This is a genomic window from Bacillus sp. SORGH_AS_0510, assembly GCF_030818775.1.
Taxonomy (GTDB): Bacteria; Bacillota; Bacilli; order Bacillales; family Cytobacillaceae; genus Neobacillus.
Window position 1 is genome coordinate 657,631 of record NZ_JAUTAU010000001.1, and the last position, 24,797, is coordinate 682,427.

Genomic DNA, 24,797 nt, shown 5'->3' on the forward strand with positions numbered 1-24,797 from the left:
TTCAATCATCTTTTCGTATAGAAAAACTTATTAAGAAATATGCACTAGAAAAAATATATATCATATATAGGTTATATCCCGTTTGAATGCTTGAGGAGGATATTATGAAACCTATGTTACCTAGTGAAAAATATTTCGGTAATTTAGAACTAGTTTATGCATTTTATGGGGCTATGCCTACAGGTGTTACTGTTTCAGAAACCGGTCGTATTTTCATTTGCTTTCCAAAATGGGGAGACGATGTTAAATTTACGGTGGCGGAAATTGTTGAGGATAAATTGCAGCCTTATCCTAATTTACAAACCAATTTGGTTAACCCCGAGAATGTCACAATGACTTTCATCAGTGTCCAAAGTGTAGTTGCTGATGGAAGGGGAACGCTTTGGATATTAGATACAGCGGCACCCAATTTTTCTGAACCTATTAAAGGGGGTGCAAAATTAGTCGCTGTTGATTTAGAAACCAATACAATAAGAAAAGTATATACCTTTACAGAAGATGTTGTCCTGCCCACAACTTATCTGAATGATGTCCGTTTTGATTTTCGTGTTGGAAAAGCAGGTTATGCCTATATTACGGATTCTTCTTCCAAAGGACCAGGAGCTATTATCGTCGTAGATTTATCAAATGGAAACGCGTTTAGACGGTTAAATGGGGCAAATTCAACTTCACCCGATCCCTATTTTTTACCGAAAGTAGAAGGTCAAATTTTAATGAATCGAAACAAAGATGGTTCAACTTCTCCATTTAGATTGGCGTCTGATAGTCTTGCGATTTCTCCCGATGGAAAGATATTATATTTTGCTCCACTAACCAGTCGTCACTTGTTCTCGATCTCAACAGAAGCCCTGAGAGACAGAACAATACCGGACATGGATTTACCTTATCATGTGGAGTATTGGGGAGAAAAAGGTGCGTCTGATGGAATGATCACCGATGCAAAGGGAACAGTTTATGCTGGAGATTATGAAAACAACAGTATCCGTAAGATATTGCCAACTGGCATAATGGATACTATCGCACATGATCCGAGAATTTTGTGGCCGGATACTTTTTCAATTGGTCCGGATCAATATTTGTATGTCATCGTGAACCAATTACATCGACAGCCTAGATTTCATTATGGAAAAGACTTACGACAGAAACCTTATAGTTTACTTCGTATCAAAATTGATGAATTTCCTGCTCCGACCTTTTCATAATATATTGTGTAAAACAAACACGAGTTAGCAATAAGGTTATTTACTTCTGCCAAATAAACTCATAATGGTTTAATAGGAACAGTTTGTTAAAACTGTTCCTGGAAATTTTTATAATATCGGTAAGTTCAATGCTGTATTGATATTATTTAAATCCAAACTGATCTGTTCGTTTGTATCCCAAGCATGGTACCATCCTTTTTCTACCATGTATGCGGATATTTGTTCATGCATATCAAGTGCTTCCACTAAATGACGAGTGAGTATTTCTTTAATTTCCGGTGTTCCTGATTCTGTTACTGCCATGGCATAATTTCTAACTCCACTTTTAGCTGAAATGAGTAGATCCATTGCAACGACTTGATCCGATAGTCCGTCCATGCCAGTTAAAGTTTCAATGATTGGATTCATGTTCATTCATCTCCTAATTTACTGCTTAGCGTTGGAAAGGATAGAAGCATATTCTTGTAATTGTCTTGTAGATACATCAATGTCTTGCAACATAATATCTTTTAATAGCGGATCTGTAACTAACGCTTTCATCGTTTTGGATTTAGTTAAACAAGTGGTCTTAAAAGCAGCCATCTCATGGACCTCAAGAACTTCATGTAGGGCGTAGTTCATTTTTTATACCTCCTTCCTCAAGGTTTCAAAACGACTTTTATACAATTATCCATTTTTGTGTCAAAAATCTCATAGCCACGCTTTGCTTCACTAAGTGGAAGCACATGACTTACGACATCTCCTGGATCAATTTTTCCGGTCGTAACTAATTCAAACATATATGGCATATAGTGGATGACAGGTGCTTGACCGGAGCGGATATTGACGTTGCGGTTCATAATATCTCCAAGAGGGAAACCATTATATCTGCCGCCGTAAACGCCAGTAACTTGAATTGTCCCGCCTTTACGCACTGCTTGTGAAGCCATGATAAATGCACTTAATGCTCCGCCTTGAAGCTTCATTCCACTCGCAAGGAACTCCAGATCAGTCATTTTACCGTCCATACCAACTGCATCAATGACTACATCAGCGCCGCCTTTGGTGATTTCCTTCAGGTAACTTCCTACATTCTCATGGTCCTCAAAGTTAACAATTTCTACTTTGTTGGTGCGCTTTGCGTGCTGCAGGCGATAATTAACATAATCAACGGCAATGACTCGCTTTGCCCCTTTTAACCAACAGAATTTTTGAGCAAAAAGACCAACCGGGCCACAGCCAAGAACAATAACCGTATCTCCATCCTTTACACCTGCATTGTCAACGCTCCAAAAACCAGTAGTCATCGCATCGGCAATAACCGCTAACTTTTCATCTGGTTCTTCACAAGTCTCTGGAATTTTGAAATGAGTAAAGTTGGCAAATGGCACTCTTAAATATTCAGCTTGCCCACCTGGATAGCCACCTGTCGTACCAGAATATCCGAAATAGGCACCCATATCACCATTATCATTTGAATTATCACATTGGCTTTCCAAATGGTTTTTACAGTATTGGCATTCACCGCATGCTATATTAAAGGGGATAATTACTCGATCCCCCTTTTTTAGCTTAGTCACACCTGGACCAACTTCTTCGACGATTCCCATTGGTTCATGGCCAATAACATAGTTTTCTTGCAAGTTAGGAATCATGCCATGAATTAAATGTAAATCAGACCCACATATCGCTGTACTCGTTACTTTAATAATCATGTCATCTGGTTTTTCAATCTTTGGATCTGGAACTTCTTTGACTACAACATTTTTAATTCCTTGATACGTTACTGCCTTCATTGGTTACAGCCTCCAGTGTTAGTGTTCATCAGGTGTCCGGTCAAACATACCTTTTCGATTGGTCTCAACAGGGAATAGATTCATTTTGCCAATCATCAATGTATTGTTGGCAGAGAGTTGATCTAGTTTATACTGTTCACTTAGTTCATATGGATGGAACCATTTTTTATTAATCATTAGTTCAGTAATTTCTTGGTGCATGGCAATCCCTTGTAATAATTGGTTACGTAAGACGGTTCTAACATCAGGGGATGCGGATTCCGTTAATGCTACAGCAATATTGCGAACACCTTCTTTTGCACGAAGGAGTAAATCCATTGCAAATGTGGTATCTGCTAGCTCTGGTACGTGAAGCGAGTTTATAGGGTCTAAATAGTCATTGTTCAATGAATTTGCCTCCTTTTCAGTTTACTATTGGTGTTGGCCGGTTTTGAGGAACAGGCGCTTCAAAAGGTGCACGTTGATAAATTGCCTGTAATTCTCCAAGCGCTTGCATGGATTGTTCGACATCTTTTTGCATTAATGCTCTCAAATCATCATCAAATACCAGTCCTTGCATTAGTTTTGATTTCGCTAAGCAAAGGGTTTTAAAGTTAATAACTTCATGTAGATCCAATGACTCATGATCGGCTAATTTCTGATTATCCATTTTTAATTACCCTCCTTATTCGTTAATGGAATCAATTGTATTGTTCCAAAAATCGGAGTAAACATTCTTTAATGTTTTTTAAGATAGATAATTATCCATAATGTTCGGAACATTCATAAATTGAAGGGGATTCATTTATTGTGATGGATGAGGATGATTGTTGGATGTCTTTTTTCTTGTAACTATGAAAATGTTCAAGGATTAACGCTTTTTTTGTTGAACTTATAGTCCATAGATTGATGATAGAAGAGTGTTTGAAACTTGTTTCGGAAAATGGAGTAGCTTAGAAGCTTTTGAAAAATAATAAAGAAAAGTATGTTAATAGTGACTTTCTGTACTTCAAACTATGCTTTCTTGAGTTCGGTTATTAGAAAGACCTTAATCGGACTGATAAATGTGGAAAAAGCACCCATATTTTATGAGTACTTTACTATTGTCTATTCTGAGCTGAGAATGTAGGTTTATGTAATTTATGAAATAACCAAGTTATAAACTTTGCTATTAAAAGTACAAATACGTATCCAAAAAATAAGTGAAAATAATTAATTTCACCGTACATTCTAAAAAGACCAGTACTTACTAAAATAGGCTTTAAAATAAATGCAAATATAGCAGCAGTTATTATAGCGTATAGGTAATAATTTTTATGATTATTTAATGTCCATTGGTAAATGAGCATGAAAGCCACAGGGACCATGGAAGTGTCCAATGAGATGCTTGGCAGTGCAGGGATAACCTGATAAGGGTAATGCCAATACCCTCGATTTATACCGTATAGATCAATAAATGTAAAAAAAACATGAACGTTATATCCATAGAAACCAATTAGAAATACTTTACTTCGGTCAATTTTAAGATAAAGAATAACCAATGGGACTAAAAGAATAGCGATTAAAACCCAAAACTGCCACGTAGAAGGGTTAGAATAGTCTGCCCAATAATTAATTAAAGAATCGGTATTCTCTTTTCTACCGTATAGAATCTTGTCAAATTCATCTAAGCGTTCCATTAAACTTCCTCCCAAATGTAAGCCAATTATATAGTTAGAATAACCTAATATATTGGGTTTATTAGTTATTAAATAAAGAAGATAATTATTTCGCATTTCGATGATATTGTGAAGAAATGTCCTTAAGGGGCAGGTAAGTTGAAGTAGAAAGAGAAAAAAGACATTCCTTTGGAATGCCCTTACTAACAGATATTTTCTTTCATAGTAATGTCTCTCACGACATCTTCTAAAGTAACATTTCTTAAGACTTTCTCCATTGCTAATTGTGCTGCTGTGAATAATGGTTCAATTGTATTTTGGATGTTCCTACCTACGGGACAATCAGGATGTGGACTTTCATGTATGCTAAACAACTCTTTCTCCTGGACAACATTCACTGCCTTGTATACGTCAAAGAGAGTGATACAAGATAATTCCTTTGCGAGTTTAGCACCTGCAATTCCTGGATGTACCTCTATCAAACCAGCTTTTTTTAGCATTCCCATTAGTTTTCTTATAACCGCTGGGTTCGTGTTAACACTCGTAGCTAAAAATTCAGAAGATGTTACTCCCTCATTATTTAATTCAATTAGAGTCAATATATGAATTCCTACTGCAAATCGGCTGCTGATGGACATGTTCAGTCACCACCCCTATAAACTAATCCTTATATTATTTTATTCCCTCATCATGTAATTGTTTTGATTACAAGCTTATTATACCAAAATACGAAAAAAATAATATAAATTCTTTCACCTGTTGACAAATTGATTACATGTAACTAAAATGAATACATGTAATTCATATTGTTACAGAACAAATTTGACTGGGGGAATTTTAATGAAAATTTTAGTAACTGGAGCAACTGGAAAATTAGGTTCCAAGGTTGTAGATTCATTATTGAAATCAGTACCTGCAAGTAATTTGGTGGTGAGTGTCCGAAATCCAGAGAAAGCAGAAGGACTTCGTAATCGTGGAGTGGAAGTTCGTCAAGGTGATTTTGACCGTCCAGAAACATTAGATAATGCTTTGAAAGGGATTGACCGATTATTAATTATTTCTGCCGATGGTGACAATGAAACAAGAATCAAACAACATGCTAATGCTGTCAAAGCAGCTGAACGTGCAGGGGTAAAATTTATTGCTTACACAAGTTTAGCCAATGCAACCGAAAGCAAAAATTTAATGTCTCCACCTCATTTTGCGACAGAAGCAGCCATCATTAAAACGGGTATCCCTTATTCTTTCTTACGTAACAATTGGTATTTGGAAAACGAAATTGGAAGTATTCAAGGCGCTATTTCAGGAGCTCCATGGGTGACTTCTGCTGGAGAAGGTAAAGTAGGTTGGGCACTGCAACAAGATTACGCAGATGCTGCAGCAGCAGTACTTGTTGGAAACGGTCACGAAAATACAGTTTATGAACTTTCTGGTCCTCTTTTAACTCAAGAAGAATTAGCATCTACTCTAGGTAATATATTGGGTAAAGAAATACCTGTACAACAAGTTAGTGACGAAAAATATGCAGAAATCATGAAAGGTTTAGGTTTGCCTGATTTTGTGATTCCGATTGTAGTAGGAATTCAAGAAAGCATTCGCAACGGTTCACTTGAAGTTGAAAGCAGTGATTTTGAGAAAGTTCTTGGTCGTCCAGTTACTCCAATTAATGAAGCACTCAATCAAATTGTTAATGAAATTTCAAAAACAAAATAAAATTTACTTGAAAGAACCGACATAAAGTCGGTTTTTTTGCAAGAATGTTTTTTGGATCGGGAATGAGGATTGCAATGTAAATTTAATGTTTTTGCTCGATGGTTTTCAGGAAAATTTTTGCGAATTCTCTAACTAGAGAAGTTTTCATTTTTGACAGGGTATTGTCTGGCAGGATGATAATAAAAGAAGATAGAAATATATATAAAGTACTCGCAACGTGTGCTATTCATCCATTAAAAATAGGAAACAACTCATAAATCTTTAAGGAGGTATTGTAATGAACCAACACAAAGTTATAATAGCTCAGTATCATTCTACATATGCTGAACAGACAGTGGAAATGTGGCGAGATAGTAAGGAACGGGCTATTGGTCAGAAAGAAATCCATAGCTTTGAAAATCATATTTATTTTTTAAATCATATATTAACTGAGCAGTATCAAATAGATTTAGCTTTAATTGATGACAAAGTCGTTGGGATGATTGCCTATAATGAAAAGGAGATAAGCCAACTTTATATTCATATTGATTATCAAAGATTTGGTATAGGGCAAACATTACTTGACAATGCAAAAGAAAAATCAAGTGGGAGATTAACATTATATACATTTGAAATAAATGAAAACGCACAACGATTTTATGAAAAGAATGGATTTAAAATTATTGGTAGAGGATACGAAAATGAAGAAAATCTACCTGATATTCAATATGAGTGGATATCCAAATAAATAATGGAATGATAAATGGTATTGCACTATTCTATTAACTCTGTTGGTGGATCCTCAATCTGCCTGATTGATTTCTTCTATACATAAAGTATTGTGGCGAGTGGCATTGAACAAAACTAAATTGTTACATAGAATTTCTTTGTATATATGGTATAATTCGTTTATAAAATTATGAAAAGTGGGTGAGGTGGAATGATTAAGAGGAAGTTCTTGTTCTTGTTCTATTTATGTTTAATAGCTACCCTTCTAGTTCTACTGTCACCATTTTTCAGCAAAAGTTCTGTAAGCAATTCTGAAGAACTGAAACATGCTGCATTTGGTTTGCCGTTTCCTTTTGTAAATCAAGACCTATCTAGCTTTGACCCACCATTCCCTTATGTTATGTCAATGTCTTCTCCCTGGGAAAATCCCATATCAATCAATCTGTTATCCTTAATTGCCTCTTTGTTTGTTGTCAATCTGCCAATTTATTTTACTTACTATCTATTTTCATTACTCAGGAAGTAATTATTTCATAGATCCCAATTGGTTTGTTGAATAAGGATATTTTCTGTTTTAAGCGAATTAGAATTTCAAACAAACCTTACACTAAATACAGGTATTGAAAATAGCAGGAATATAGGAGGTATGAGATATGAAGATCAATAGAATAGATCATGTGAGTATTAACGTAAATGATCTTTCAGAGGCTAAGGCGTTCTTTGTTGATTTAGGACTTGAAGTGAAAGCGGAATGGGAATTGGATGGAGAGCAGTTGGACAGAATAGTTGGGCTTAAGGGTGTTAGAACGGCATGTGTAGGAATGGGGATGCCAGATGGTCAGGCATGGATAGAGCTAGTTAAATTTTATACGCCGTCAGATGAAGAAGGTATTCAGCCACCTTTTGCAAATACGCTGGGTATCCGACATATTTGCTTTGCTGTTGAAGATCTTGAAGCTATTGTTGCAAAATTGAAAAAGAGGGGCACGGAAATCTTTAGTGAGATAGAGCAATATGAAGAAAGTTATAAATTATGCTACGTTCGGGGCCCAGAAGGAATTATTTTAGAGTTGGCGGAGAAAATCGGATAAATATTGAATGGGACTGGAATATAATTGGAAGTAAGATTAATATTCCGTTTGGGAAAGTAGAGGAACTATATGCAACTATTATTTTGGCCTTTTATGATTGCTTCTCTTTTGGTCTCAATTTTAGCTATTAGATTAAGAAAACCTAATTTTCTTTTAATAGCATCAATACTTATATTACCTTTATCACTTTATCTTGCCGCTACACCCCGTTTTTTCATATGGGGGTTAGTATTTCCACTTTTTTTTGTTGGGTCAGCGGTTTCCCTGTCTAAGAAGTTTATATGGTTAACTGTGTTGTTGGTAGCTCCTAATTTTTTACTAGTTGGCTGGATAGGAGTTACTGTTTTAACTCGGTAAATAGTAAGGGTACAATCACTAAAATAAAAGAAAGCACTTGGAGTAAAGTGCTTTCTTCGGTAGATGTTATTAATTAAATTGGATTACCAAGGAGAATAGGATCGGTTGGTTGAAACACCGTAATAAAGATGGAGGGGGCTAAAGAAGATTCTGAAACATTACACTAAAGGTAACGGGGTGTGTTTAAGTAAATCAAGCCAGCCCATTTCCTAGGGGTTTCTCTTATAAAGTAACGGGCAGCACATATCCATTCATTTTATGAATTACATTGTGAATGTAGTTAAATATTACATTAAAAAGATTCACATTAGCATAATTCGCTATTTATTTTTCGTAACAGGATACACATGTGAATATTCCTCTAAAGTAATCCCCTGACTTTTAATTGCCTTTGAAATCTTACCAACATATCGAATATGCCAAGGTTCATATTGATAACCTGTTATGAATTCTTTTCCTTTCGGATAGCGGATAATATAACCGTATTTTGCACTATTTTTTTTTAACCAAGCAGCTTCTTTCGTTTTGGCGAAACAGGACTGTGCCGCACATTTACCCGAACTTCCGCTTACATCAATCGCTAAACCAGTCTGATGTTCACTTGCTCCTGGAATAGCACTATAGCTTTTGGCCTTTTCAAAACCATCTGTTTGAACATAATCGTTAAATAAAGCTTTTTGTGTATTATAGGAACGGTAGGCGGATACACCGCTTAAATAAATTCCATCTTTTTTTGCCGCAGCAAACATTTTTTCTAAAGCTATGGCTGCTTCCCTTCTCATTTTTCGCTTTTCTATTTTTTCTTTAAATAAAAAAGGAACGTCTGGATAAACTAGATCTTTCGGTTCATAGTTTTCAGGCATGTAATAATGGGTGTTAACAACGACTGTTATCGATGTTGGATAGGGAGCCAAAGTAGTTTCGCTTGCCTTTTGTTTACTAATCTTTTCAATTTCAATAGAATTATTTGTGGTTTTCGTTAAATTTACTTCCTTTGCTTTGGATGTAGATAAATGATTTGAATTTCTCATACAACTAGTTATATCAATTATGATTAAAATCATCATTAATACACTTATACCACTTTTGAACATACATACCTCCTTGATTTCCCTCTGATTGATTAATTCCTACTGTGACCATGATGAGACAAACGAAGAAGCTACCCATAGTAAACTTTCTGCTCACTTTTTCCTCATTTGTTGGCCCACCTTTTGTTTCTCTACTAGATAGATGTTTTTGAGACGAAAAAAGTTTGACCAATTTAAAAATTTTTACCATGTGTCCTTGCCTTCATTTTTAAACTTCCATTGTTAACATCAAATATGTGTAAATTGGGGAATTCTGTATAAAGTAACATATATTATCCTTTTGAAATTTTACTTTTTAGGAAACAAACTTTTTGTTCCGGCCAGACGTCTTTTTCATACAGCATGCCAGAATATCAAAAGGAGCTTTAAGCGAATGAAAAAAAGGAAGAAAGAAGAAGCACTTATTGAATTGATATCAGAAAATAGAGAGAATTTTTATCGTCTTTCCTATAGTTACGTAAAAAATTCAGAAGATGCTTTAGATATTGTGCAGGACTCAATACAAAAAGCTCTTTTAAAAATAGGAGAATTGAGAGACGGTCAAAAACTCAAAAGCTGGTTTTACCGAATTGTTGTTAATACCTCTTTGGATTTCTTAAGACGGCGAAAAAAAATAATTGTTGTGGAGGATACCAAATTGGAATCTTACGCACATGGAAAAAGTGACCGTTACCAAGATATTGATTTGGGAAATTCAATAGATCTGCTGCCTCCCATTTATCGAACAGTTATTGTATTACGATATTTTGAGGATTTAAAAATTGATGAGATAGCAGAAATTTTGGAGGAAAATCAAAATACAATAAAAACTCGAATACATCGGGCATTATCGATGCTGCGAATTCAAATGGAAGAAACAGAAGAAAATTAATATTATTTTGGGAGGTAAACAAGAAAATGGATAAAAAGCTAGAAAAATTAAAAGCGGAATATTTGAGCGTCCCAATCCCAAAAGAATTGGATTCTTTGATTGATAATGTCAGAAGGAAAACGAGAAAGAGAAGGATTCGAACGGACATTCTTGTAGGGTTGGCAGCAGCAATGGTGATTTTTGTAGTATCTATAAATGCAAGTCCAACTTTAGCAAATACGTTATCAAAGGTTCCAGTAGTTAAAGAGTTGATTAAGGTATTTACATTTGTCGAGTATAACGTTGATGAGGAAAAGCATCATGCTAAAATAAAAGTACCAGCTATATCCGGTTTGAAAAATAAACAGCTTGAGAAAAGTCTGAATGAAAAATATCTAAAAGAAAATCAGCAGCTTTATCAAGAATTTAAAAAAGAAATGGTTCAATTAAAGGAAAATGGAGACGGCCATACTGGGGTAGAAAGTGGTTATGTCATAAAGACTGATAATGAAAATATTTTATCAATTGGAAGATATGTAGTTAATACTGTAGGTTCCTCTTCTACTACCTTTCAATACGATACAATCGATAAGAAAAATCAAGTATTATTAACTTTGCCCATTTTATTTAAAGATAAAAAATATATAACAATTATAAGCGAAAATATAAAAGAACAGATGAAACAGAAGATGAAGGAAGATAAAACCAAAGTCTATTGGATTCGAAATGCGGGTTTGAAGAATCCAATTGATCCATTTGAACAAATATCAGAGAGTCAAAACTTTTATATCAACAAAAATAACAAATTAGTGATCTCCTTTAACAAATATGATGTGGCTCCCGGTTATATGGGTATTGTGGAATTTGAAAATACCAACTGATATTCTTGCTAAGGAATTAGTTGGAAACAAGTATATCCGTTAAGAAGCAGACCGACACCGCTTCCTCTTATCCAAATGAAGAAGCTGTTGGCAAAGGATTTATGCTTGTGTTAACAGTTAAAGCAAGGATTATACCGACAAAATGGTGCACATAATGTCGGTTGGTCACATTCAAATCCTGTTATTCTATGGATGAAAGGAGGTCATATAATGGATTCGCTTAAGAGTATGAATGATGCAATGAGGTATATTGAGGATAACCTTACTAATGAAATAGACTTCAAAGTGGTGGCACGAATCGCTCATTGTTCTGAATACCACTTTAAAAGAATGTTTTCGTTTCTTGCAGGGATTACATTATCAGAGTACATCCGTCGTAGACGACTTAGCTTGGCCGCATTGGAGCTTATAAATAGTCATGTAAAAATAATTGATGTAGCGATTAAATATGGATACAGTTCACCGGACTCGTTTACTAGAGCTTTTCAAAATTTGCATGGGGTAACGCCATCAGAGGCAAGAGACAATGGACAGCAACTAAAAGCCTATCCACTAATGACCTTTCAATTATCCATTAGAGGAGGATATGAAATGAATTATCGAATGGAACAAAAAGAGGCATTTAACATAGTTGGTATCATGAAAAGAGTTCCCATTATTTTTGAAGGAGAAAACCCGGAAATTACAGCCATGTGGAAATCCTTGACTATGGAAAAAATAGATCAATTAAAAAAACTCTCTAATGTTGAGCCTAAAGGAATGATTCAAGTATCTATCAACTTTTCTGAAGGCCGCATGGAAGAAAAAGGCGAGCTTGATCAGTATATAGGAGTAGCAACAACACAAGAATGCCCTGAAAACTTTTCGAAACTGGAAGTTCCTGCCTTAACATGGGCGATATTTGAATCAACAGGACCTTTTCCTAGTACGCTACAAGAAACTTGGGGAAGGATTTATTCAGAGTGGCTTCCGTCTGCCAATTATCAGGTGACCGAAGGACCCGAAATCTTGTCGATCAAAACCAAAGATTTAACATCACCAACTGTGACGTGCGAAATTTGGATTCCAGTTTTAAAAAAATAAGGGGCCAGGGGGACGGTTCTGCCGGCTTTTTTTCTCTTTAAGTGTTTTCGCTCTAAGAATTCGTCACTTCTAAACTAGTAAAAAACCACTAGAACCGTCCCCATGGTTTTCCTACTACTAATGTTTAGGGTATTGCCCTACTAAATAAATGGCACTGATAATTTTCTTGTTGATCCATTTCCTATTTAAATCATTATTTAGCTGTTCAAATATTGTCTTTCTTCCATCCTCAGTTGTTACATAATGGTGTGGCAGATTATTGAGGCTGTAGGCTATAATGTCAGTCCTGCACTTTTGACATTTGCAGAAAAGCTGAAAATCCGGACTAAGTAATAAAAAGGTAACAAGAGATTCTACAAATTCTTCCATGACATTGATGTAATTTCTATCCACTGTTGAACTCCCCTTCATGTTTAAGAATTCATTATAGTTATCGACCAATTTTTTCAGATAGTTAGTATAAATCATGAACAATTAAAAAATTGATGACGAAAGGGACGGTTCAGTTGGCTTATTTCTCTTCGAGGATAATGGTTGACAAAGGAAAAATATAAAACCTTACTATCCTTGTTTGTATAGTAAGGCACCATGATTTGTTATCCAATTGATACTGTAAAGTTAATATGATCGTAGCGTTATTAAATTAACTCTTTGTACATCAACTAGTGTGTGAATCCTTTTGGAAAATTGTCCAGTTTTCCGATCTCCTTAAATCCAAGCTTTTTGTAAAATTCAGGAGCCTGAAAACTAAAGGTTTCTAGTCGCATTAACGTACAACCTTTTTCACGAGCAAACGTTTCGGCTATTTGAATTAATTCTTGCCCTTTGCCCTGTCCACGTAATGATTCATCTACCCATAAGACATCAACGAAAAAGCATTCCATATTTTCTCTGACAATACAGCGATAAAATAACCAGCCTTTTGTTATTAAACAATAGAAGAAGGTTAGTTAAAGAAAGCAGGTATGGTGTTAATAATAGCGAATATAAATCAATATATTTAAATAGTGTGAGATTAGCTTATTGGTGGAGGCGAGATATTGAAAAATAAAGGAGCGTTATGGATAGGAATCGGATTTCTTTTCGTGGGATTTTTGATTATGTTGGTAAGTTTTAATATCAATTATCCGAATCAGATATTAGAACAGTATAGGGTTAAAAGTGAATCATTACAAGATTGGCAAGTTTATATTAAGTCAATGGCTGTTTTATTATTCGGATTTATTCTATCATCTGGTGGGATGTTTCTTTTGGTGAATACCTTCATAAAAGAAGAATAAAGAGTGTTTCCTTATGTAATTTACGAATGCTTGAGGTTAAGAAGGATTGCAACTGCAGTCCCTTTTTCTTATTCAACTAAAGGGTGCGTTTCTACAATAATGTGGATACGCTTTTTCTTCTTGTGCTAAAGGGCAGGTTAGTGAAAGAAGGATTTTGGGTAGTTCAAGAGGAATATTCAATTGTAAGCTAATTAATTAGGAAGTAGATGATAGTTTTGAAGTTATTTTTATGTATTTTTTTTAGTGGTATATTAGGTTTGTGTTTACTAATGATAAACCCTCCACAAATCGCTGGTGTTATTGCTTTCGCTATTATTGTAGGCTGCATTTTTAGGGGACTGTACTTATTACAGGATATACATAAAAAAATCTCTTCAGTTTTACCAAATAAAGATAAGGTACAACAAGATAATTCAATTTAATATATGCTTGTGTAGAGGAAGGCATTAATGCTTTTTGTAGAGACTCTTATTAAACAAATGGGTGCAAGGGTTTAAGAATGGGATGGCTGCGGCGATCCCATTTTCTTATTGAGCTAACGGGGCAGGTTAGCTTAATAAGGAAATCGGTTTATAATTATAATATCCATTAAATAGGAGGGGACAATTTGATACCGATAAGACCTAATAATAAAAAACTTGATAATAAAAAGTTAGCTGATTATCAAGATATGATTGGATATAAATTGCCACAAAAGTATATTGATTTTTTAAGGGAATACAATGGTGGCGACCCCGATGAGAATATAATTGAACTGCTAAATGGGGAGATTTCTTCGGTTGCTATTACTGATTTTTTTGGAATAGATGTAATGAAAATCAATGATTTAGTCGCAAATTTCAAGGTTTACAAAGATAGAATTCCTAAAGGCTACATACCAATAGCTAGAACAGAAGGTGGTAATATCGTCTGTTTAGCTGGCGACAATGGGCATTTATTTTTTTGGGACCACGAAAATGAATTTCAAAATGATGATATTGAAAATAAGAAACTCTTACCCCTAGCTAATAATTTCGAGAACCTCCTTCAAATGATGAAATCTGTTACTGACGAAGATTTGGAAGACTATGAAGTAGAAGAAGTATGGGTTGACCCTGAATTTTTGGCCGAATTGAAAAAAAATGGCTTATTGAAGTAACGGGTGCAAGAGTTGAAGATCCAAGTTGCCATCGTAGGCGGCTTTTCTTGTGTTAATGAAGCAGGTTAATTTAATAAGGGTAGAGGATATTTAAGCAAGTAAAAGAATTATATAATAAAAAGATTTGGAGAGAGAAATTGAAAAGGGGGAGCTTACTATGAAGAAACAGCAGTTTATACCTTTGGAACAATAATCGTTATACTTATCGCATTTCTGATTTCACTTATTTACTACCTAATAGATTTAATAAAAAGGCTATGTTAATCAATAATGTTGATAAGGGATAATAGAAAAGGAGACTGTCAAGTTTACAGTCTCCTTTCCTCACCATAATGGTTCTTCTTTATCAGTTAATTTCAAAAATAGTGGCATTGCAAACAGAACCACCACTATCAAGATAAGTTCCAAGAGTAGTACAGTATTTAATGACAAATCAAAAATTACAGAAAATGGTATAGTGATAATTGGAAGTAGAACAAATAAAGATGTTTTATTTCTCGAAGAAGAGCTTTGATACTGAATTTCTCCGCAATGATTACATTTCATACTTTTACGAAATATTAATAATTTCTTTATCGAATCAAACCAAGTCCAATTTTTTCTACATTTTTGACAAGTAGGCAATGCAAGTTCCTCCTTTCTTAGAAATTACCTGTTAATACATATACGTTCTTAATAACCGATAAGTTCCATTTATAGGATATAAACAACTTTCTACTACCATTTTACTAATAGAGCATATACATTTAATACAATTATATAATAAACATATATGTTAAAATGTGGTAAAGAGGTGGTAGTATGATTGAAGAAAATAAGCCATTTAATGATGTAATAGACCACATTAACAAGATAGAAGGAAATGCTGCCAATGTTAGCAAAGATGCCGTGAAAAAGTTGCCAAAACCATTAAAATATTTGGGGTTTTTTATGGCTGGATTCTTATCAATATCGGTCTTGTTATTGATTATCTTAAATTTATTACACTAACTAATACTTTATTTTTAACTGGCTGCCACCCATTGGCAGCTTTTCATATTGGACTAACGATGCAGTTTAGTGCAAGAAGGATTCCTAACAATATGCATTGAAATATTATATTTATAAGCAATTTCATACACCTTAAGACAATTTGTTTAAGCTATATTTTGTTTATAGATACTGATACAGATATAATTAACTTCACCGTCTTTTAATGCTAACAGTCCACTTAATTAATCAAACAAGATAGGGGTTTAAATATGGTTGATAAGAAAGCCTGTAAAATACTCTTTAAGCGTTATTGGTCCTCCGCTGGATGGACAAATACCCACCTTAGTAAAGCAGAATTAGAATACGCCAAAGAAGCGAAGATTATGTTCGAACCAATAGAACTATCCCACGATGAAATTATCCATAATGTTAATGAATTAGTGAATATATTAGATTTGAAGGAAATTATTGAACAATTTATTGCGAGTTTATCTACAAGAAGACTTGACCTACGCTCCGCTTTAGGGTCTTACATAGTCGGCAAGCATCTATTAGAACACACATTTACAGGGACGGAAAATCATTGTATTTATTGTGGCTCATATAGTAAAAACAAAGAAAGACAAGATTTAAATATACTTAACTTTGAAAGGTTTAAATGGGGTGGAATACGTCACCTAGACCCTTTATATATAGCCTTTGATTTGAATCAATACTCAAATTCAGAAAAACTGGTACCTACCTCAGAGGATTATGTAATCTTGAATAAGATATTAGTTGCAGTAAATGAGCTCTCTCCAGAAGGAAAAATAAGAGATTTGGAAAAAGCACTCTCTAAAATTATAAAATCTAATAAAGAAGAAAGGGAAGTATTACTACAGATATTAGGTTATTGTTCAATATTATCAAATAAAGAATATCCAGGTTTTATTAATAAGTTTATTCCATATGTTGAAAGGGAAGAGCCCAATTATTATAAAAATGATTGGGCATATCCAGTTTGTTGGTGGACTGGTAAAAATGGATTGAATAGAGAAGCTTTAAAGATAATTTTTCCTAATTTTGTAGAACCAGTAAAATAATAGAGCATTTTAACACTTTGTGAAGAAATGTACTTAAACTATCGGGTGCGATGATCCAAGAAGGATTGTCGCCCTTTTTTTGTAAAAGTCTTATTGAACAAAAGGAGTTTAATTGAATTAATAACCCAATTTCTGAATATGACAATAAAGAGAAATTCATTAGAGTGGGAGTGTTTACTTTGAGGATATTGGTTACTGGTTCAACAGGACAACTAGGGTCAACTTTACTTAAGCAACTAAAAGATTCTGATTATAAAGTTAAAATAACTTCTAGAAGAAAACCTGAAGGATTTGAGCATTTCGATTGGGTTTATAGCGATTTATCGTCTGGTGAAGGATTAGAAGCAGCGATAGAAGATGTAGATGTAGTTATACACGCAGCAACAAGTCCGATTAAACACTCAAAAACGGTCGAGGTTTTAGGTTTTAAGGAGTTTTTAGGTAAAATGAAACACATAAAACATTTTATTTATCCGTCCATTGTTGGGATAGATGAAATACCATTTAATTATTATAAACACAAGTATGAAGCAGAAGAGTTATTAAAAAATTGTTCTATCCCTCACACAATTGTACGTGCCACTCAGTTCCACAATTTTGTCGAAAACTTATTTCTATCAAAACCACTCTTTAAAAGATATATTGTCCCTGGAAACTTTAAATTTCAAAGTGTTGATGTTAGTGAATTTGCCAGTCATCTAATAGGTTTAGTGGAAAAAGATCCACAAGGAAGAGCGGAAGATTTTGGTGGACCAGATATTATGACATTAAAAGAAATGGCTGAATTGAAAATCAAAAAAAATAATGAATCAAATAAAGTTTTAAGTATTTCTTTTCCAGGAAAACTGTACAAATCTATCTCCGAGGGGAAAAATACAAATTCTTTTCGAAAAATGGGGAAAATCTCCTTCGGGGAATATCTAAGTAATAAGATCGAATGAGGAAGAGCCGTGGGGACGGTTCTGCTGGTTTTTTATCAAGGTTGTTATTTATAAGCCGGGAGAACCGTACCCGTGGTTTCACGATAACAATCTTCAACAATCGGGCGCAATTCTTGAATGGGAATTGTGCCTTTTTTCATTGCAATGGACTCTACTAATCTTTATTGGAATGTAACACTACATACTTCGAACTAAGTATCTACTGTAATAAAGTTAATATTGTAATATACTACTATAAATAGGTTTACAATGTTAATTTATGTTTTAATCATAAATCTCTAGACTATCCAGTAAAAAATACTATAAGGAGTCCTAAAATGAAAAAGAAAATTAACTATTTTATCTTACTATTAACTGCCATCTTACTCGTTGGTTGTACTAACGTAGAAGATGTATCGAATACGGATGGGAAAGCTGATTCACAAGAAGTAACTACAAAAAATAGTGAAAAAGAAAAAACTACGACTGTAAAGGAAACATCAACTGAATCCAAAGATCAATTGTTTAAAGGTTACAAACTAATTGAAATTGATGGTGGAGATTTGTCTGGACATCGAGAACCTAACGTCGTCGTTGACATTGGTTTTGGGGACCGAGAGTATTGGTCCTTTACGAATGAACACGGGCAAGTTGTCCGTGTTATTGCTGAAGAAATCGTTCTACAAGATGATCGGACCGAACATGTAACATCATCTGGCAGATACTATGAAGATGAAGCAAAAGTTCCTGGTGTTGATAGAGCAGATTTAGATGAAGGACATATCATTGCAGATTCTCTCGGAGGGGTATCTAATGCTTACAATATTACTCCACAAGACAGTACACTTAACCGACATGGTGATCAAGCATATATGGAAGATGGCATTCGTAAAGCTGGTGGGGCTACTAATTTTGAAGCAATTATCACCTATCCTAATACGGAAACGCAGATTCCTTCTCATTATAAGTACACTTACACTTTAAAAGGGAATAAGATTGTAGATGAGTTTGATAATGGCAACCCTGATGAGATAAATAAATCTCTAGGCTTAACTGAAAGTAAATCAACTAACTCAAATAAGTCAACTAATTCTAATAAGTCGAATGGCACTGAAGATATTTCTAGTGTTGATACAGATGGTAATGGACAAGTGACGATTAAAGAAGCCAAAACAGCAGGTTATAGCATGCCGATAACGAGTGATCACTGGCTTTATAAATATATGGACGATCGAGATGGTGATGGACTAGTAGGTGAGTAAACAAGGCTATATACACTTATAACACAAAAATGGAGAAAGGCTGCTATATTAGGCGGGTTTTTTTTGTTGTGCGAACAGAGTAGTTTAGTAGAAGAAGGTAATTTCCCCATAGATAGCGAAAACTGTTAAAAAAGGAATTAATGACGCTTTAGGAGAAATGGAGGGAATAATTTGAGTTATGAAATCATAACGTTACCGGCCTATCGGGCAGTGGGATTAAAATGGGAGGGAACATTCTCTGAAATTGTACCGTATTTAAAAAACGTCATTCAACAAGTTGAAGACCGGGCCGATGAGTTAGTGAATAAGGTGAATCCTAATGTTCAATTAGGTCTATCTTATCATGTAATTGAGAATGGATTCGCACATTACGCGGTGTATGAAGTGAGTGAGGAGCAGGAAATTCCTGATGGGATGATTGAAATATGGGTTCCTGAATGGACGTATGTGAAGACGACACATAATAAAGGAGAAGATATTCAAAAGACTTATACGGATTTACATCAATGGTTATTTGATAGTGACTATACCGCATTTAGAGAAGCTGGTGTAGATTACTATGACCCTTATATGCCGATTAAACATGAACATTGTCCAGTTGATCGTGATCCGAATGATCCGCATTTTAATATTTATATACCGATTGTAAAAAAATAATGTTTTTTTATTAAACAAACAGGGCATGAGTTAAAGATGAAGATCGCTACGGCGGTCTTTTTTCTTGTTGAGCGAATGGGGCAGGATAGCTGAATAAGAAGTAGGGAAATTTATCTACTAAATCTTCAAAAAATGTTAAAATTAGGTATGTAAAAATCTATATAAAGAATTGAAAGGGGGATAAAAATTAATATGGAGAGAAATTCAATGAATAGAATAAGATTATTCATATATCTATTTCTTTTTACGCTTGTATTAGGAACTTGTCTTTATGTTAGTTTCGGAAAAGAATCAAAGATTCCGGATTTTCCCGTTCCGTTTTTTGCGAATTACATAAATGATGATAATCCAAAAGATTTGAAATACTCTTCTAGTGGTTTTCTTTATTGGTTAACATTGCGAGTAAATGGGTGGAAAGAAAATGATCACGCAGGAGAATTAAAAGTATTTGAAAAAAAATAATAGAGAAGTGCTTGTTTTTCAGCCTCCAGGAGAGAAAGCTATTTATCTGTCTGAAAATTTTAAGTAGTATCCAATAAAGACCAGAGTATTAAACACTTTTACTCAACCAACGAGGTGCTTTAGTTCAAGAAGACAGGAGCTGCCCTAATGAAGATAATTGGAATAGATAATGTGAAAATAGATATGGTATTTGATTATGAGATTGGTAATGATTTAGCTTCAAATATACAAGAATTGCTAAGCGAATGTTTTCAAGAAGACTTTCCAAAAAACAGAATTTATTTTAAACAATTACCTCATTTTAGATTTGTAGCTTTTAACCAAAAAAATCAACTTGTAGGTCAGGTAGGAATAGATTACAGAGTGATGAATCTTAATGGAAATCCTATAAGAGTGCTTGGTCTAATTGATTTATGTGTCACCCAAAACACTCGCTCACAGGGGATAGGTTCGATGTTACTTTTAGAAATTGAACAGTTTTGTTGCAATAGAAATATTGATTTTTTATTGTTATTTGCTGACAACGAAACGTTATATTTAAAAAATGGTTACAGGTCAGTTACGAACAAATGTAAATGGTTAAAAATTGACCATGAAAGCCAAATTACAAGGGGTGTAGGTTATGAAGTAATTGAGGGATTAATGATTAAAGAAGTTGGTAAGTATGGTTGGCGCGAAGGAGATCTAGATTTTTTAGGCTATCTTTATTAAGCTAACGGGGGCTTGAGCTCAAGTATTTTGATCGCTGCGGCGGTTATTTTTTTTTGTTGAAGTAACGGGGCAGGTTTTACATAAGTCACGATAAATAATCTTTCATAAATGGAGAAGAATACTTATTAAAAGGATAAAGAGGGTGCGTAGAACATTGAATAAAAGAATTAAATTTATTTGTTTAATACTCTGTATTGCTTATTTTGTACCAACTAATGAGATAGCCTTTGCAAGTCCAAATGATACTTCTCCTTCCTTTGAGGAAATGTTCACTCAAGTTGGATATAAATCTGCTGAAGAAGCCGTTAAGGAATTTGAAAAACACTTTGAACAAGATGTAAAATTGCCAAAAATCAAGCCTTCTATTCCTTTCACCCATCAATTCGGAAGATTTTATGAAGATAAGGACTATGACACAAATGATTTTCTATCAATCCATTTTGTGAATGAAAAGTCACGAGAAAATAATTATAAAGTTGATATTCGACCTTTAAAAAATAAAATAACTTTTAAGGATAGAGGCAATCAAAAAGTATATACACTTGAAAATGGCCAAAAAGCCATTTATATGGATGATGCTCCACTTATGAATTTCCTTGTTTTCGAAAAGGATAATTGGCAATATATGCTCGGAATTGACAAAAAGGTATCAAATAAAGTTACACCTGAAATATTAGTTGATATTGCTAACTCAATTTAATAACGAATACAAGTAAAGACCATTCGGTTGATTGCGGCATTACTTCAGCAATGAGGTAATGCCATTTTCTTATTAACCTAACGATTTGTGAGTTTGTGAAGAATTCTACTTAAACAAACGATGCAGGATAGTTCAACAAAGCGATTATGCTATTTACTTTTTCAAGTAACGGTTCGGGTTGACAAATTTTAATATTTATTTTAGTTTAAATGTAAATTTGAATACTAAAATTCTTATGTAGTGGATTTTTCTAGAGATTAGTCTATTTTCGCCACACAATTGTCGAGAGATAATTGTGTGGTTTTTTTATTTTTACTGAAGGGAGCCCTAAAAGATGAAATCTTGGCAATATGTTCTTTTTGTATTTTTAGGTGGATGCTGTTATGGGGTATTGTCTACTTTTGTGAAGCTTGCTTATTCAGTCGGCTTCACTGCGGCAGAAGTTACAGGAGTACAATTTTTATTTGGAACCATACTAATCTGGTTTGTAGTATTACTAACAAAGAAGCAAAAGTTAACGATAATTAAAACTTTTAAGTTACTTTTATCAGGGATACCGCTAGGTTTAACAGGTGTTTTTTATTATTATTCTCTGAAAACTCTCCAGGCATCACTGGCAATTGTTTTATTGTTTCAATTTGTTTGGATGGGCACATTTTTGGAGTGGATTCTTTATAAGAACAAGCCTAGTAAAGATAAGATTGTTTCCCTATTGATTTTAATTATAGGCTCCTTTCTTGCAGCTGGTGTTGTTTTAAAAGGAGGAAAACTTCCATCATGGCAAGGAGCTAGCTGGGGGATAATTTCAGCTTTGTCTTATACTGTTTTTATTTTTTTAAGTAGTTCAGTCGAAAAAGGTACGCCACCAATATTAAAAAGCGCGCTTCTTTCGACTGGTGGTTTATTAGTTGTCATGGTCATCTTTCCACCATTTTATATAACTAATCTACCTGTTTTAATTGGGATTGCGCCATATGGATTTTTTCTTGGTTTGTTTGGGGTAGTGTTACCACCTCTATTATTTTCAATTGGAATGCCGTTTATCGGACCAGGACTTGGTACAATCTTAACTTCATCAGAGCTTCCAGTTGCAGTTATCATGTCTGCATTTATCTTAGGTGAACATATAAGCATATTCCAATGGTTAGGTGTTATTTTAATATTGTGTGGTATTGTAATCGGAAATGGTAAAACTCCAAAACGAAAAAGCCGGATCTGAAGAATTACTCTTGAACTAAAGGGTGCGTTAGTTCAATAACTCTCGGGAGCAATTAATTTTGCTCCTATTTTTATATTTGCAAGTTTTGTACATTAGAAAACACTAATATGGATAATTATAGTAAAATTTAAAGTGGGATTGATAAGAATAGCAACGGTTGAAGGAGACTTATAATGAGAACGGAGAAAATACTCTTAGTAGATGACGAAGTTGGTATTTTAAATATGCTCGAATTGGTATTGAAGAAAGAGCAGTTTCATCAACTTCACAAGGCAATGACAGGCAAAGAAAGTATTGAACTAGTAAAAGAAATAAAATTTGATTTAATACTTCTAGATGTAATGCTTCCCGATCGAGATGGGTATGAATTATGTAGAGAAATTCGTAATTATACAAACGCTCCTATCGTCTTTTTAACAGCAAGATCCAGTGACTTAGATATTTTAACTGGGTTAGGCATTGGGGGAGACGATTATATTACAAAACCATTCAACCCGTTAGAAGTTGTAGCAAGAATCAACGCCCATTTAAGACGCCAAAAATTATTAAGTAAAACTCAAAATGATTCAAAAACAGATGGGATTTGGAAATTTCAAACTTTTACGCTTTTTGAAAAAGAAGGGCGAATAGAGGTAAATGGGAATTCTCTATCATTTACTGCAAAAGAGTTTGAATTACTTCTCTTTTTTTGTAAAAATAAAAATCAAATTTTTACAGCAGAACAATTGTATGAAAAAGTATGGGGTGAAGAGGTTTATGGTGATGTAAAAACCGTTGTGATGTATGTATCAAAGCTACGAAAAAAAATTGAAAAAGATTATAAAAATCCAAAGTATGTACTAAATATTAGAGGACTTGGATATATATTTGTTCCACATTATCTAAGTGAAACTAAATGAAAATATATACTCGGCTAGCTATCTTTTTTATTTTAAGTATTCTTTTATGGTTAGTTGTTATGGGTTTCATTTTTATGTTTACCTTTGAATACATCATTCCACTATTAAGTATAAAAGAGAATAGTAAATATTCAGATGTTATCGCACTATTTATGATTATTGGTAATTTAATAATTGGTAGCGGTCTTTATGGGTGGTATGTCGGTCAACCAATTTTCTACATTATTAAATCTTTAAAACTGCTTTCAGAAGGTGACTTTCAAGCTTTTCAAAAACCAAAACGTTTTATTGGTGAGACTGGGGAAATAAAAGGGATTTATCGATTATTTAGTGATGTGATCATTCATTTGGATACTCTAGCGGAAAATCTACAAGTTACAGAAAGAGAACGAAGAGAGTTAGATGAATTTAAGAAAGAATGGCTGGCAGGTATATCTCATGATTTTAAGACACCACTAACTTATATTACAGGATATTCTACTATGCTTCTTGCTTCCGACTATGAGTGGAGTGAGGAAGAAAAAAACCAATTTGTTAAAGAAATACAAGAAAAGGGACATCATATGAAAGAGCTTATAGAGGATTTAAATCTATCCTTTAAATTAAGTAATCAAGATATTCCTTTAGTGAAAAAAGAACATGATTTAGTTTTATTTCTTCGAACACTAGTTTTAGATATTGCGAATGATCCTTCATCTCAAAATTATCAAATTAAATTTATTTCTGAAATGGAGTTAGTCTTGGCAAGTTTTGACGAAAAGTTATTACGCCGAGCACTTTTAAATTTAATTATGAATGCTGTTATCCATAACCCCCCGTGTGAAATTATTATTCTATTGCAAGTTAGAGATTCGATAGAGATTGATATTTGTGATAAAGGTAAAGGGATGGACGAGTATACTGTACAGAATTTGTTTCAAAAATATTTTCGCGGAACAGCAACAACTGCTTCACCAATTGGCACAGGTTTGGGCATGACAATTGCTCAAAAATTATTAACAGCCCATCAAGGTACAATTTCTGTAAAATCTCAAATTGATGAAGGGACAATAGTACGTGTAGTGCTTCCTTTTAATAATAAAGAGGCTATTCAGGTGATATAGCCTC

The 24,797-nt window shown here is 34.0% G+C and carries 32 protein-coding genes; 21 read left to right on the top strand and 11 right to left on the bottom strand.

The annotated features are described in order from the left end of the window. Positions 1-104 precede the first annotated feature (104 nt). The gene (locus QE429_RS03440; RefSeq protein WP_307284100.1) at positions 105-1,202 is read left to right on the top strand and encodes an L-dopachrome tautomerase-related protein; all 1,098 of its coding nucleotides are present in this window, start codon (positions 105-107) and stop codon (positions 1,200-1,202) included. Positions 1,203-1,310: 108 nt separating this feature from the next. Here QE429_RS03440 and QE429_RS03445 read toward each other — a convergent pair whose 3' ends face one another. The 7 genes from QE429_RS03445 to QE429_RS03475 form a co-directional block, all read right to left on the bottom strand. Then, positions 1,311-1,610, bottom strand: a complete 300-nt coding sequence (locus QE429_RS03445) for a spore coat protein (protein WP_307284102.1) — start codon at positions 1,608-1,610, stop codon at positions 1,311-1,313. A gap of 18 nt (positions 1,611-1,628) precedes the next feature. Then, complete coding sequence (locus tag QE429_RS03450) at positions 1,629-1,823, bottom strand: hypothetical protein (RefSeq protein ID WP_307284103.1); 195 nt, start codon at positions 1,821-1,823, stop codon at positions 1,629-1,631. A 17-nt stretch (positions 1,824-1,840) separates the two neighbouring features. Next, positions 1,841-2,977 carry a zinc-dependent alcohol dehydrogenase gene (locus tag QE429_RS03455; RefSeq protein WP_307284105.1) on the bottom strand — a complete coding sequence of 379 codons (1,137 nt, stop codon included), beginning with the start codon at positions 2,975-2,977 and terminating at the stop codon, positions 1,841-1,843. Positions 2,978-2,995: 18 nt separating this feature from the next. Further along, a complete protein-coding gene (locus QE429_RS03460) occupies positions 2,996-3,364 on the bottom strand; it encodes a spore coat protein (protein ID WP_307284108.1) in 369 nt (122 codons plus the stop codon). A 16-nt stretch (positions 3,365-3,380) separates the two neighbouring features. Further along, complete coding sequence (locus QE429_RS03465) at positions 3,381-3,626, bottom strand: spore gernimation protein GerQ (protein WP_307284111.1); 246 nt, start codon at positions 3,624-3,626, stop codon at positions 3,381-3,383. Between the two features lie 430 nt (positions 3,627-4,056). Then, entirely contained in the window at positions 4,057-4,635 is a 579-nt protein-coding gene (locus QE429_RS03470; protein ID WP_307284113.1) for a CBO0543 family protein, read from the bottom strand. A 182-nt stretch (positions 4,636-4,817) separates the two neighbouring features. Next, entirely contained in the window at positions 4,818-5,252 is a 435-nt protein-coding gene (locus QE429_RS03475) for an Rrf2 family transcriptional regulator (RefSeq protein WP_307284115.1), read from the bottom strand. Between the two features lie 202 nt (positions 5,253-5,454). Between QE429_RS03475 and QE429_RS03480 the strand changes: the two genes are divergently transcribed. From QE429_RS03480 to QE429_RS03495, 4 genes are all read left to right on the top strand, one after another. Next, a complete protein-coding gene (locus QE429_RS03480; RefSeq protein WP_307284118.1) occupies positions 5,455-6,327 on the top strand; it encodes an SDR family oxidoreductase in 873 nt (290 codons plus the stop codon). 277 nt (positions 6,328-6,604) lie between these two features. Continuing rightward, entirely contained in the window at positions 6,605-7,054 is a 450-nt protein-coding gene (locus QE429_RS03485) for a GNAT family N-acetyltransferase (protein ID WP_307284120.1), read from the top strand. 192 nt (positions 7,055-7,246) lie between these two features. Further along, positions 7,247-7,561, top strand: coding sequence for a hypothetical protein (locus QE429_RS03490; protein WP_307284123.1), 315 nt, complete (start codon positions 7,247-7,249; stop codon positions 7,559-7,561). A 127-nt stretch (positions 7,562-7,688) separates the two neighbouring features. Beyond that, positions 7,689-8,126, top strand: a complete 438-nt coding sequence (locus QE429_RS03495) for a VOC family protein (RefSeq protein ID WP_307284125.1) — start codon at positions 7,689-7,691, stop codon at positions 8,124-8,126. Positions 8,127-8,803: 677 nt separating this feature from the next. Here the strand turns inward: QE429_RS03495 and QE429_RS03500 are convergent. Next, positions 8,804-9,577 carry a M15 family metallopeptidase gene (locus QE429_RS03500; RefSeq protein WP_307284128.1) on the bottom strand — a complete coding sequence of 258 codons (774 nt, stop codon included), beginning with the start codon at positions 9,575-9,577 and terminating at the stop codon, positions 8,804-8,806. Between the two features lie 370 nt (positions 9,578-9,947). On the opposite strand from QE429_RS03500, the gene QE429_RS03505 reads away from it, so the two are divergent. From QE429_RS03505 to QE429_RS03515, 3 genes are all read left to right on the top strand, one after another. Continuing rightward, complete coding sequence (locus QE429_RS03505) at positions 9,948-10,445, top strand: RNA polymerase sigma factor SigV (RefSeq protein ID WP_307284130.1); 498 nt, start codon at positions 9,948-9,950, stop codon at positions 10,443-10,445. Positions 10,446-10,471: 26 nt separating this feature from the next. Continuing rightward, positions 10,472-11,305, top strand: a complete 834-nt coding sequence (gene rsiV / locus QE429_RS03510; protein ID WP_307284132.1) for an anti-sigma-V factor RsiV — start codon at positions 10,472-10,474, stop codon at positions 11,303-11,305. A gap of 210 nt (positions 11,306-11,515) precedes the next feature. After that, positions 11,516-12,388, top strand: a complete 873-nt coding sequence (locus tag QE429_RS03515; RefSeq protein ID WP_307284134.1) for an AraC family transcriptional regulator — start codon at positions 11,516-11,518, stop codon at positions 12,386-12,388. Positions 12,389-12,505: 117 nt separating this feature from the next. On the opposite strand, the gene QE429_RS03520 is transcribed toward QE429_RS03515, so the two are convergent. Together QE429_RS03520 and QE429_RS03525 are read right to left on the bottom strand one after the other, a co-directional pair. After that, positions 12,506-12,781, bottom strand: a complete 276-nt coding sequence (locus QE429_RS03520; protein WP_307284136.1) for a late competence development ComFB family protein — start codon at positions 12,779-12,781, stop codon at positions 12,506-12,508. A 269-nt stretch (positions 12,782-13,050) separates the two neighbouring features. Next, positions 13,051-13,272 (bottom strand): GNAT family N-acetyltransferase, encoded by a 222-nt coding sequence (locus tag QE429_RS03525; protein ID WP_307284140.1) that lies wholly within the window; start codon positions 13,270-13,272, stop codon positions 13,051-13,053. Between the two features lie 156 nt (positions 13,273-13,428). Between QE429_RS03525 and QE429_RS03530 the strand changes: the two genes are divergently transcribed. Together QE429_RS03530 and QE429_RS03535 are read left to right on the top strand one after the other, a co-directional pair. Beyond that, positions 13,429-13,668: a hypothetical protein gene (locus tag QE429_RS03530; protein ID WP_307284142.1), complete on the top strand. Its 240-nt coding sequence runs from the start codon at positions 13,429-13,431 to the stop codon at positions 13,666-13,668. A gap of 607 nt (positions 13,669-14,275) precedes the next feature. Then, positions 14,276-14,806, top strand: a complete 531-nt coding sequence (locus QE429_RS03535) for an SMI1/KNR4 family protein (protein WP_307284145.1) — start codon at positions 14,276-14,278, stop codon at positions 14,804-14,806. Between the two features lie 324 nt (positions 14,807-15,130). On the opposite strand, the gene QE429_RS03540 is transcribed toward QE429_RS03535, so the two are convergent. Continuing rightward, positions 15,131-15,430 carry a TIGR04104 family putative zinc finger protein gene (locus QE429_RS03540; protein WP_307284147.1) on the bottom strand — a complete coding sequence of 100 codons (300 nt, stop codon included), beginning with the start codon at positions 15,428-15,430 and terminating at the stop codon, positions 15,131-15,133. A 177-nt stretch (positions 15,431-15,607) separates the two neighbouring features. Here QE429_RS03540 and QE429_RS03545 point away from each other — a divergent pair, with 177 nt between their 5' ends. The 11 genes from QE429_RS03545 to QE429_RS03595 all read left to right on the top strand — a co-directional run bounded on the left by QE429_RS03545 (position 15,608) and on the right by QE429_RS03595 (position 24,793). Next, positions 15,608-15,796, top strand: a complete 189-nt coding sequence (locus tag QE429_RS03545) for an amino acid transporter (RefSeq protein ID WP_307284150.1) — start codon at positions 15,608-15,610, stop codon at positions 15,794-15,796. 251 nt (positions 15,797-16,047) lie between these two features. After that, positions 16,048-16,860: a hypothetical protein gene (locus QE429_RS03550; RefSeq protein ID WP_307284152.1), complete on the top strand. Its 813-nt coding sequence runs from the start codon at positions 16,048-16,050 to the stop codon at positions 16,858-16,860. Between the two features lie 170 nt (positions 16,861-17,030). Then, positions 17,031-17,801, top strand: a complete 771-nt coding sequence (locus QE429_RS03555) for an SDR family oxidoreductase (RefSeq protein ID WP_307290718.1) — start codon at positions 17,031-17,033, stop codon at positions 17,799-17,801. Positions 17,802-18,118: 317 nt separating this feature from the next. Beyond that, positions 18,119-19,042, top strand: a complete 924-nt coding sequence (locus QE429_RS03560; protein ID WP_307284155.1) for a DNA/RNA non-specific endonuclease — start codon at positions 18,119-18,121, stop codon at positions 19,040-19,042. Between the two features lie 171 nt (positions 19,043-19,213). After that, the gene (locus tag QE429_RS03565; RefSeq protein ID WP_307284158.1) at positions 19,214-19,699 is read left to right on the top strand and encodes a GyrI-like domain-containing protein; all 486 of its coding nucleotides are present in this window, start codon (positions 19,214-19,216) and stop codon (positions 19,697-19,699) included. Between the two features lie 207 nt (positions 19,700-19,906). Beyond that, complete coding sequence (locus tag QE429_RS03570; RefSeq protein WP_307284160.1) at positions 19,907-20,161, top strand: outer surface protein; 255 nt, start codon at positions 19,907-19,909, stop codon at positions 20,159-20,161. A gap of 147 nt (positions 20,162-20,308) precedes the next feature. Beyond that, entirely contained in the window at positions 20,309-20,872 is a 564-nt protein-coding gene (locus QE429_RS03575) for a GNAT family N-acetyltransferase (RefSeq protein WP_307284162.1), read from the top strand. Positions 20,873-21,026: 154 nt separating this feature from the next. Continuing rightward, positions 21,027-21,572, top strand: a complete 546-nt coding sequence (locus QE429_RS03580; RefSeq protein ID WP_307284164.1) for a carbon monoxide dehydrogenase — start codon at positions 21,027-21,029, stop codon at positions 21,570-21,572. Positions 21,573-21,906: 334 nt separating this feature from the next. After that, positions 21,907-22,791, top strand: coding sequence for an EamA family transporter (locus QE429_RS03585; RefSeq protein ID WP_307284165.1), 885 nt, complete (start codon positions 21,907-21,909; stop codon positions 22,789-22,791). Positions 22,792-22,964: 173 nt separating this feature from the next. Then, positions 22,965-23,690 carry a response regulator transcription factor gene (locus QE429_RS03590; RefSeq protein WP_307284168.1) on the top strand — a complete coding sequence of 242 codons (726 nt, stop codon included), beginning with the start codon at positions 22,965-22,967 and terminating at the stop codon, positions 23,688-23,690. Further along, entirely contained in the window at positions 23,687-24,793 is a 1,107-nt protein-coding gene (locus QE429_RS03595) for a sensor histidine kinase (RefSeq protein WP_307284170.1), read from the top strand. Before QE429_RS03590 ends, QE429_RS03595 begins: the two co-directional genes overlap by 4 nt. Positions 24,794-24,797 lie beyond the last annotated feature (4 nt).

Excerpts from the sequence above, each read along its gene's own strand:
- QE429_RS03445 (WP_307284102.1), bottom strand. The coding sequence starts at position 1,610 with ATGAATCCAATCATTGAAACTTTAACTGGCATGGACGGACTATCGGAT.
- QE429_RS03590 (WP_307284168.1), top strand. The coding sequence starts at position 22,965 with ATGAGAACGGAGAAAATACTCTTAGTAGATGACGAAGTTGGTATTTTA.
- QE429_RS03500 (WP_307284128.1), bottom strand. The coding sequence starts at position 9,577 with ATGTTCAAAAGTGGTATAAGTGTATTAATGATGATTTTAATCATAATT.
- QE429_RS03560 (WP_307284155.1), top strand. The coding sequence starts at position 18,119 with ATGAAAAAGAAAATTAACTATTTTATCTTACTATTAACTGCCATCTTA.
- rsiV (WP_307284132.1), top strand. The coding sequence starts at position 10,472 with ATGGATAAAAAGCTAGAAAAATTAAAAGCGGAATATTTGAGCGTCCCA.
- QE429_RS03570 (WP_307284160.1), top strand. The coding sequence starts at position 19,907 with ATGAATAGAATAAGATTATTCATATATCTATTTCTTTTTACGCTTGTA.
- QE429_RS03595 (WP_307284170.1), top strand. The coding sequence starts at position 23,687 with ATGAAAATATATACTCGGCTAGCTATCTTTTTTATTTTAAGTATTCTT.
- QE429_RS03480 (WP_307284118.1), top strand. The coding sequence starts at position 5,455 with ATGAAAATTTTAGTAACTGGAGCAACTGGAAAATTAGGTTCCAAGGTT.
- QE429_RS03455 (WP_307284105.1), bottom strand. The coding sequence starts at position 2,977 with ATGAAGGCAGTAACGTATCAAGGAATTAAAAATGTTGTAGTCAAAGAA.
- QE429_RS03485 (WP_307284120.1), top strand. The coding sequence starts at position 6,605 with ATGAACCAACACAAAGTTATAATAGCTCAGTATCATTCTACATATGCT.
- QE429_RS03505 (WP_307284130.1), top strand. The coding sequence starts at position 9,948 with ATGAAAAAAAGGAAGAAAGAAGAAGCACTTATTGAATTGATATCAGAA.
- QE429_RS03575 (WP_307284162.1), top strand. The coding sequence starts at position 20,309 with ATGAAGATAATTGGAATAGATAATGTGAAAATAGATATGGTATTTGAT.
- QE429_RS03475 (WP_307284115.1), bottom strand. The coding sequence starts at position 5,252 with ATGTCCATCAGCAGCCGATTTGCAGTAGGAATTCATATATTGACTCTA.
- QE429_RS03545 (WP_307284150.1), top strand. The coding sequence starts at position 15,608 with ATGATTGAAGAAAATAAGCCATTTAATGATGTAATAGACCACATTAAC.
- QE429_RS03550 (WP_307284152.1), top strand. The coding sequence starts at position 16,048 with ATGGTTGATAAGAAAGCCTGTAAAATACTCTTTAAGCGTTATTGGTCC.
- QE429_RS03450 (WP_307284103.1), bottom strand. The coding sequence starts at position 1,823 with ATGAACTACGCCCTACATGAAGTTCTTGAGGTCCATGAGATGGCTGCT.
- QE429_RS03490 (WP_307284123.1), top strand. The coding sequence starts at position 7,247 with ATGATTAAGAGGAAGTTCTTGTTCTTGTTCTATTTATGTTTAATAGCT.
- QE429_RS03470 (WP_307284113.1), bottom strand. The coding sequence starts at position 4,635 with ATGGAACGCTTAGATGAATTTGACAAGATTCTATACGGTAGAAAAGAG.
- QE429_RS03465 (WP_307284111.1), bottom strand. The coding sequence starts at position 3,626 with ATGGATAATCAGAAATTAGCCGATCATGAGTCATTGGATCTACATGAA.
- QE429_RS03440 (WP_307284100.1), top strand. The coding sequence starts at position 105 with ATGAAACCTATGTTACCTAGTGAAAAATATTTCGGTAATTTAGAACTA.
- QE429_RS03495 (WP_307284125.1), top strand. The coding sequence starts at position 7,689 with ATGAAGATCAATAGAATAGATCATGTGAGTATTAACGTAAATGATCTT.
- QE429_RS03515 (WP_307284134.1), top strand. The coding sequence starts at position 11,516 with ATGGATTCGCTTAAGAGTATGAATGATGCAATGAGGTATATTGAGGAT.
- QE429_RS03525 (WP_307284140.1), bottom strand. The coding sequence starts at position 13,272 with ATGGAATGCTTTTTCGTTGATGTCTTATGGGTAGATGAATCATTACGT.
- QE429_RS03585 (WP_307284165.1), top strand. The coding sequence starts at position 21,907 with ATGAAATCTTGGCAATATGTTCTTTTTGTATTTTTAGGTGGATGCTGT.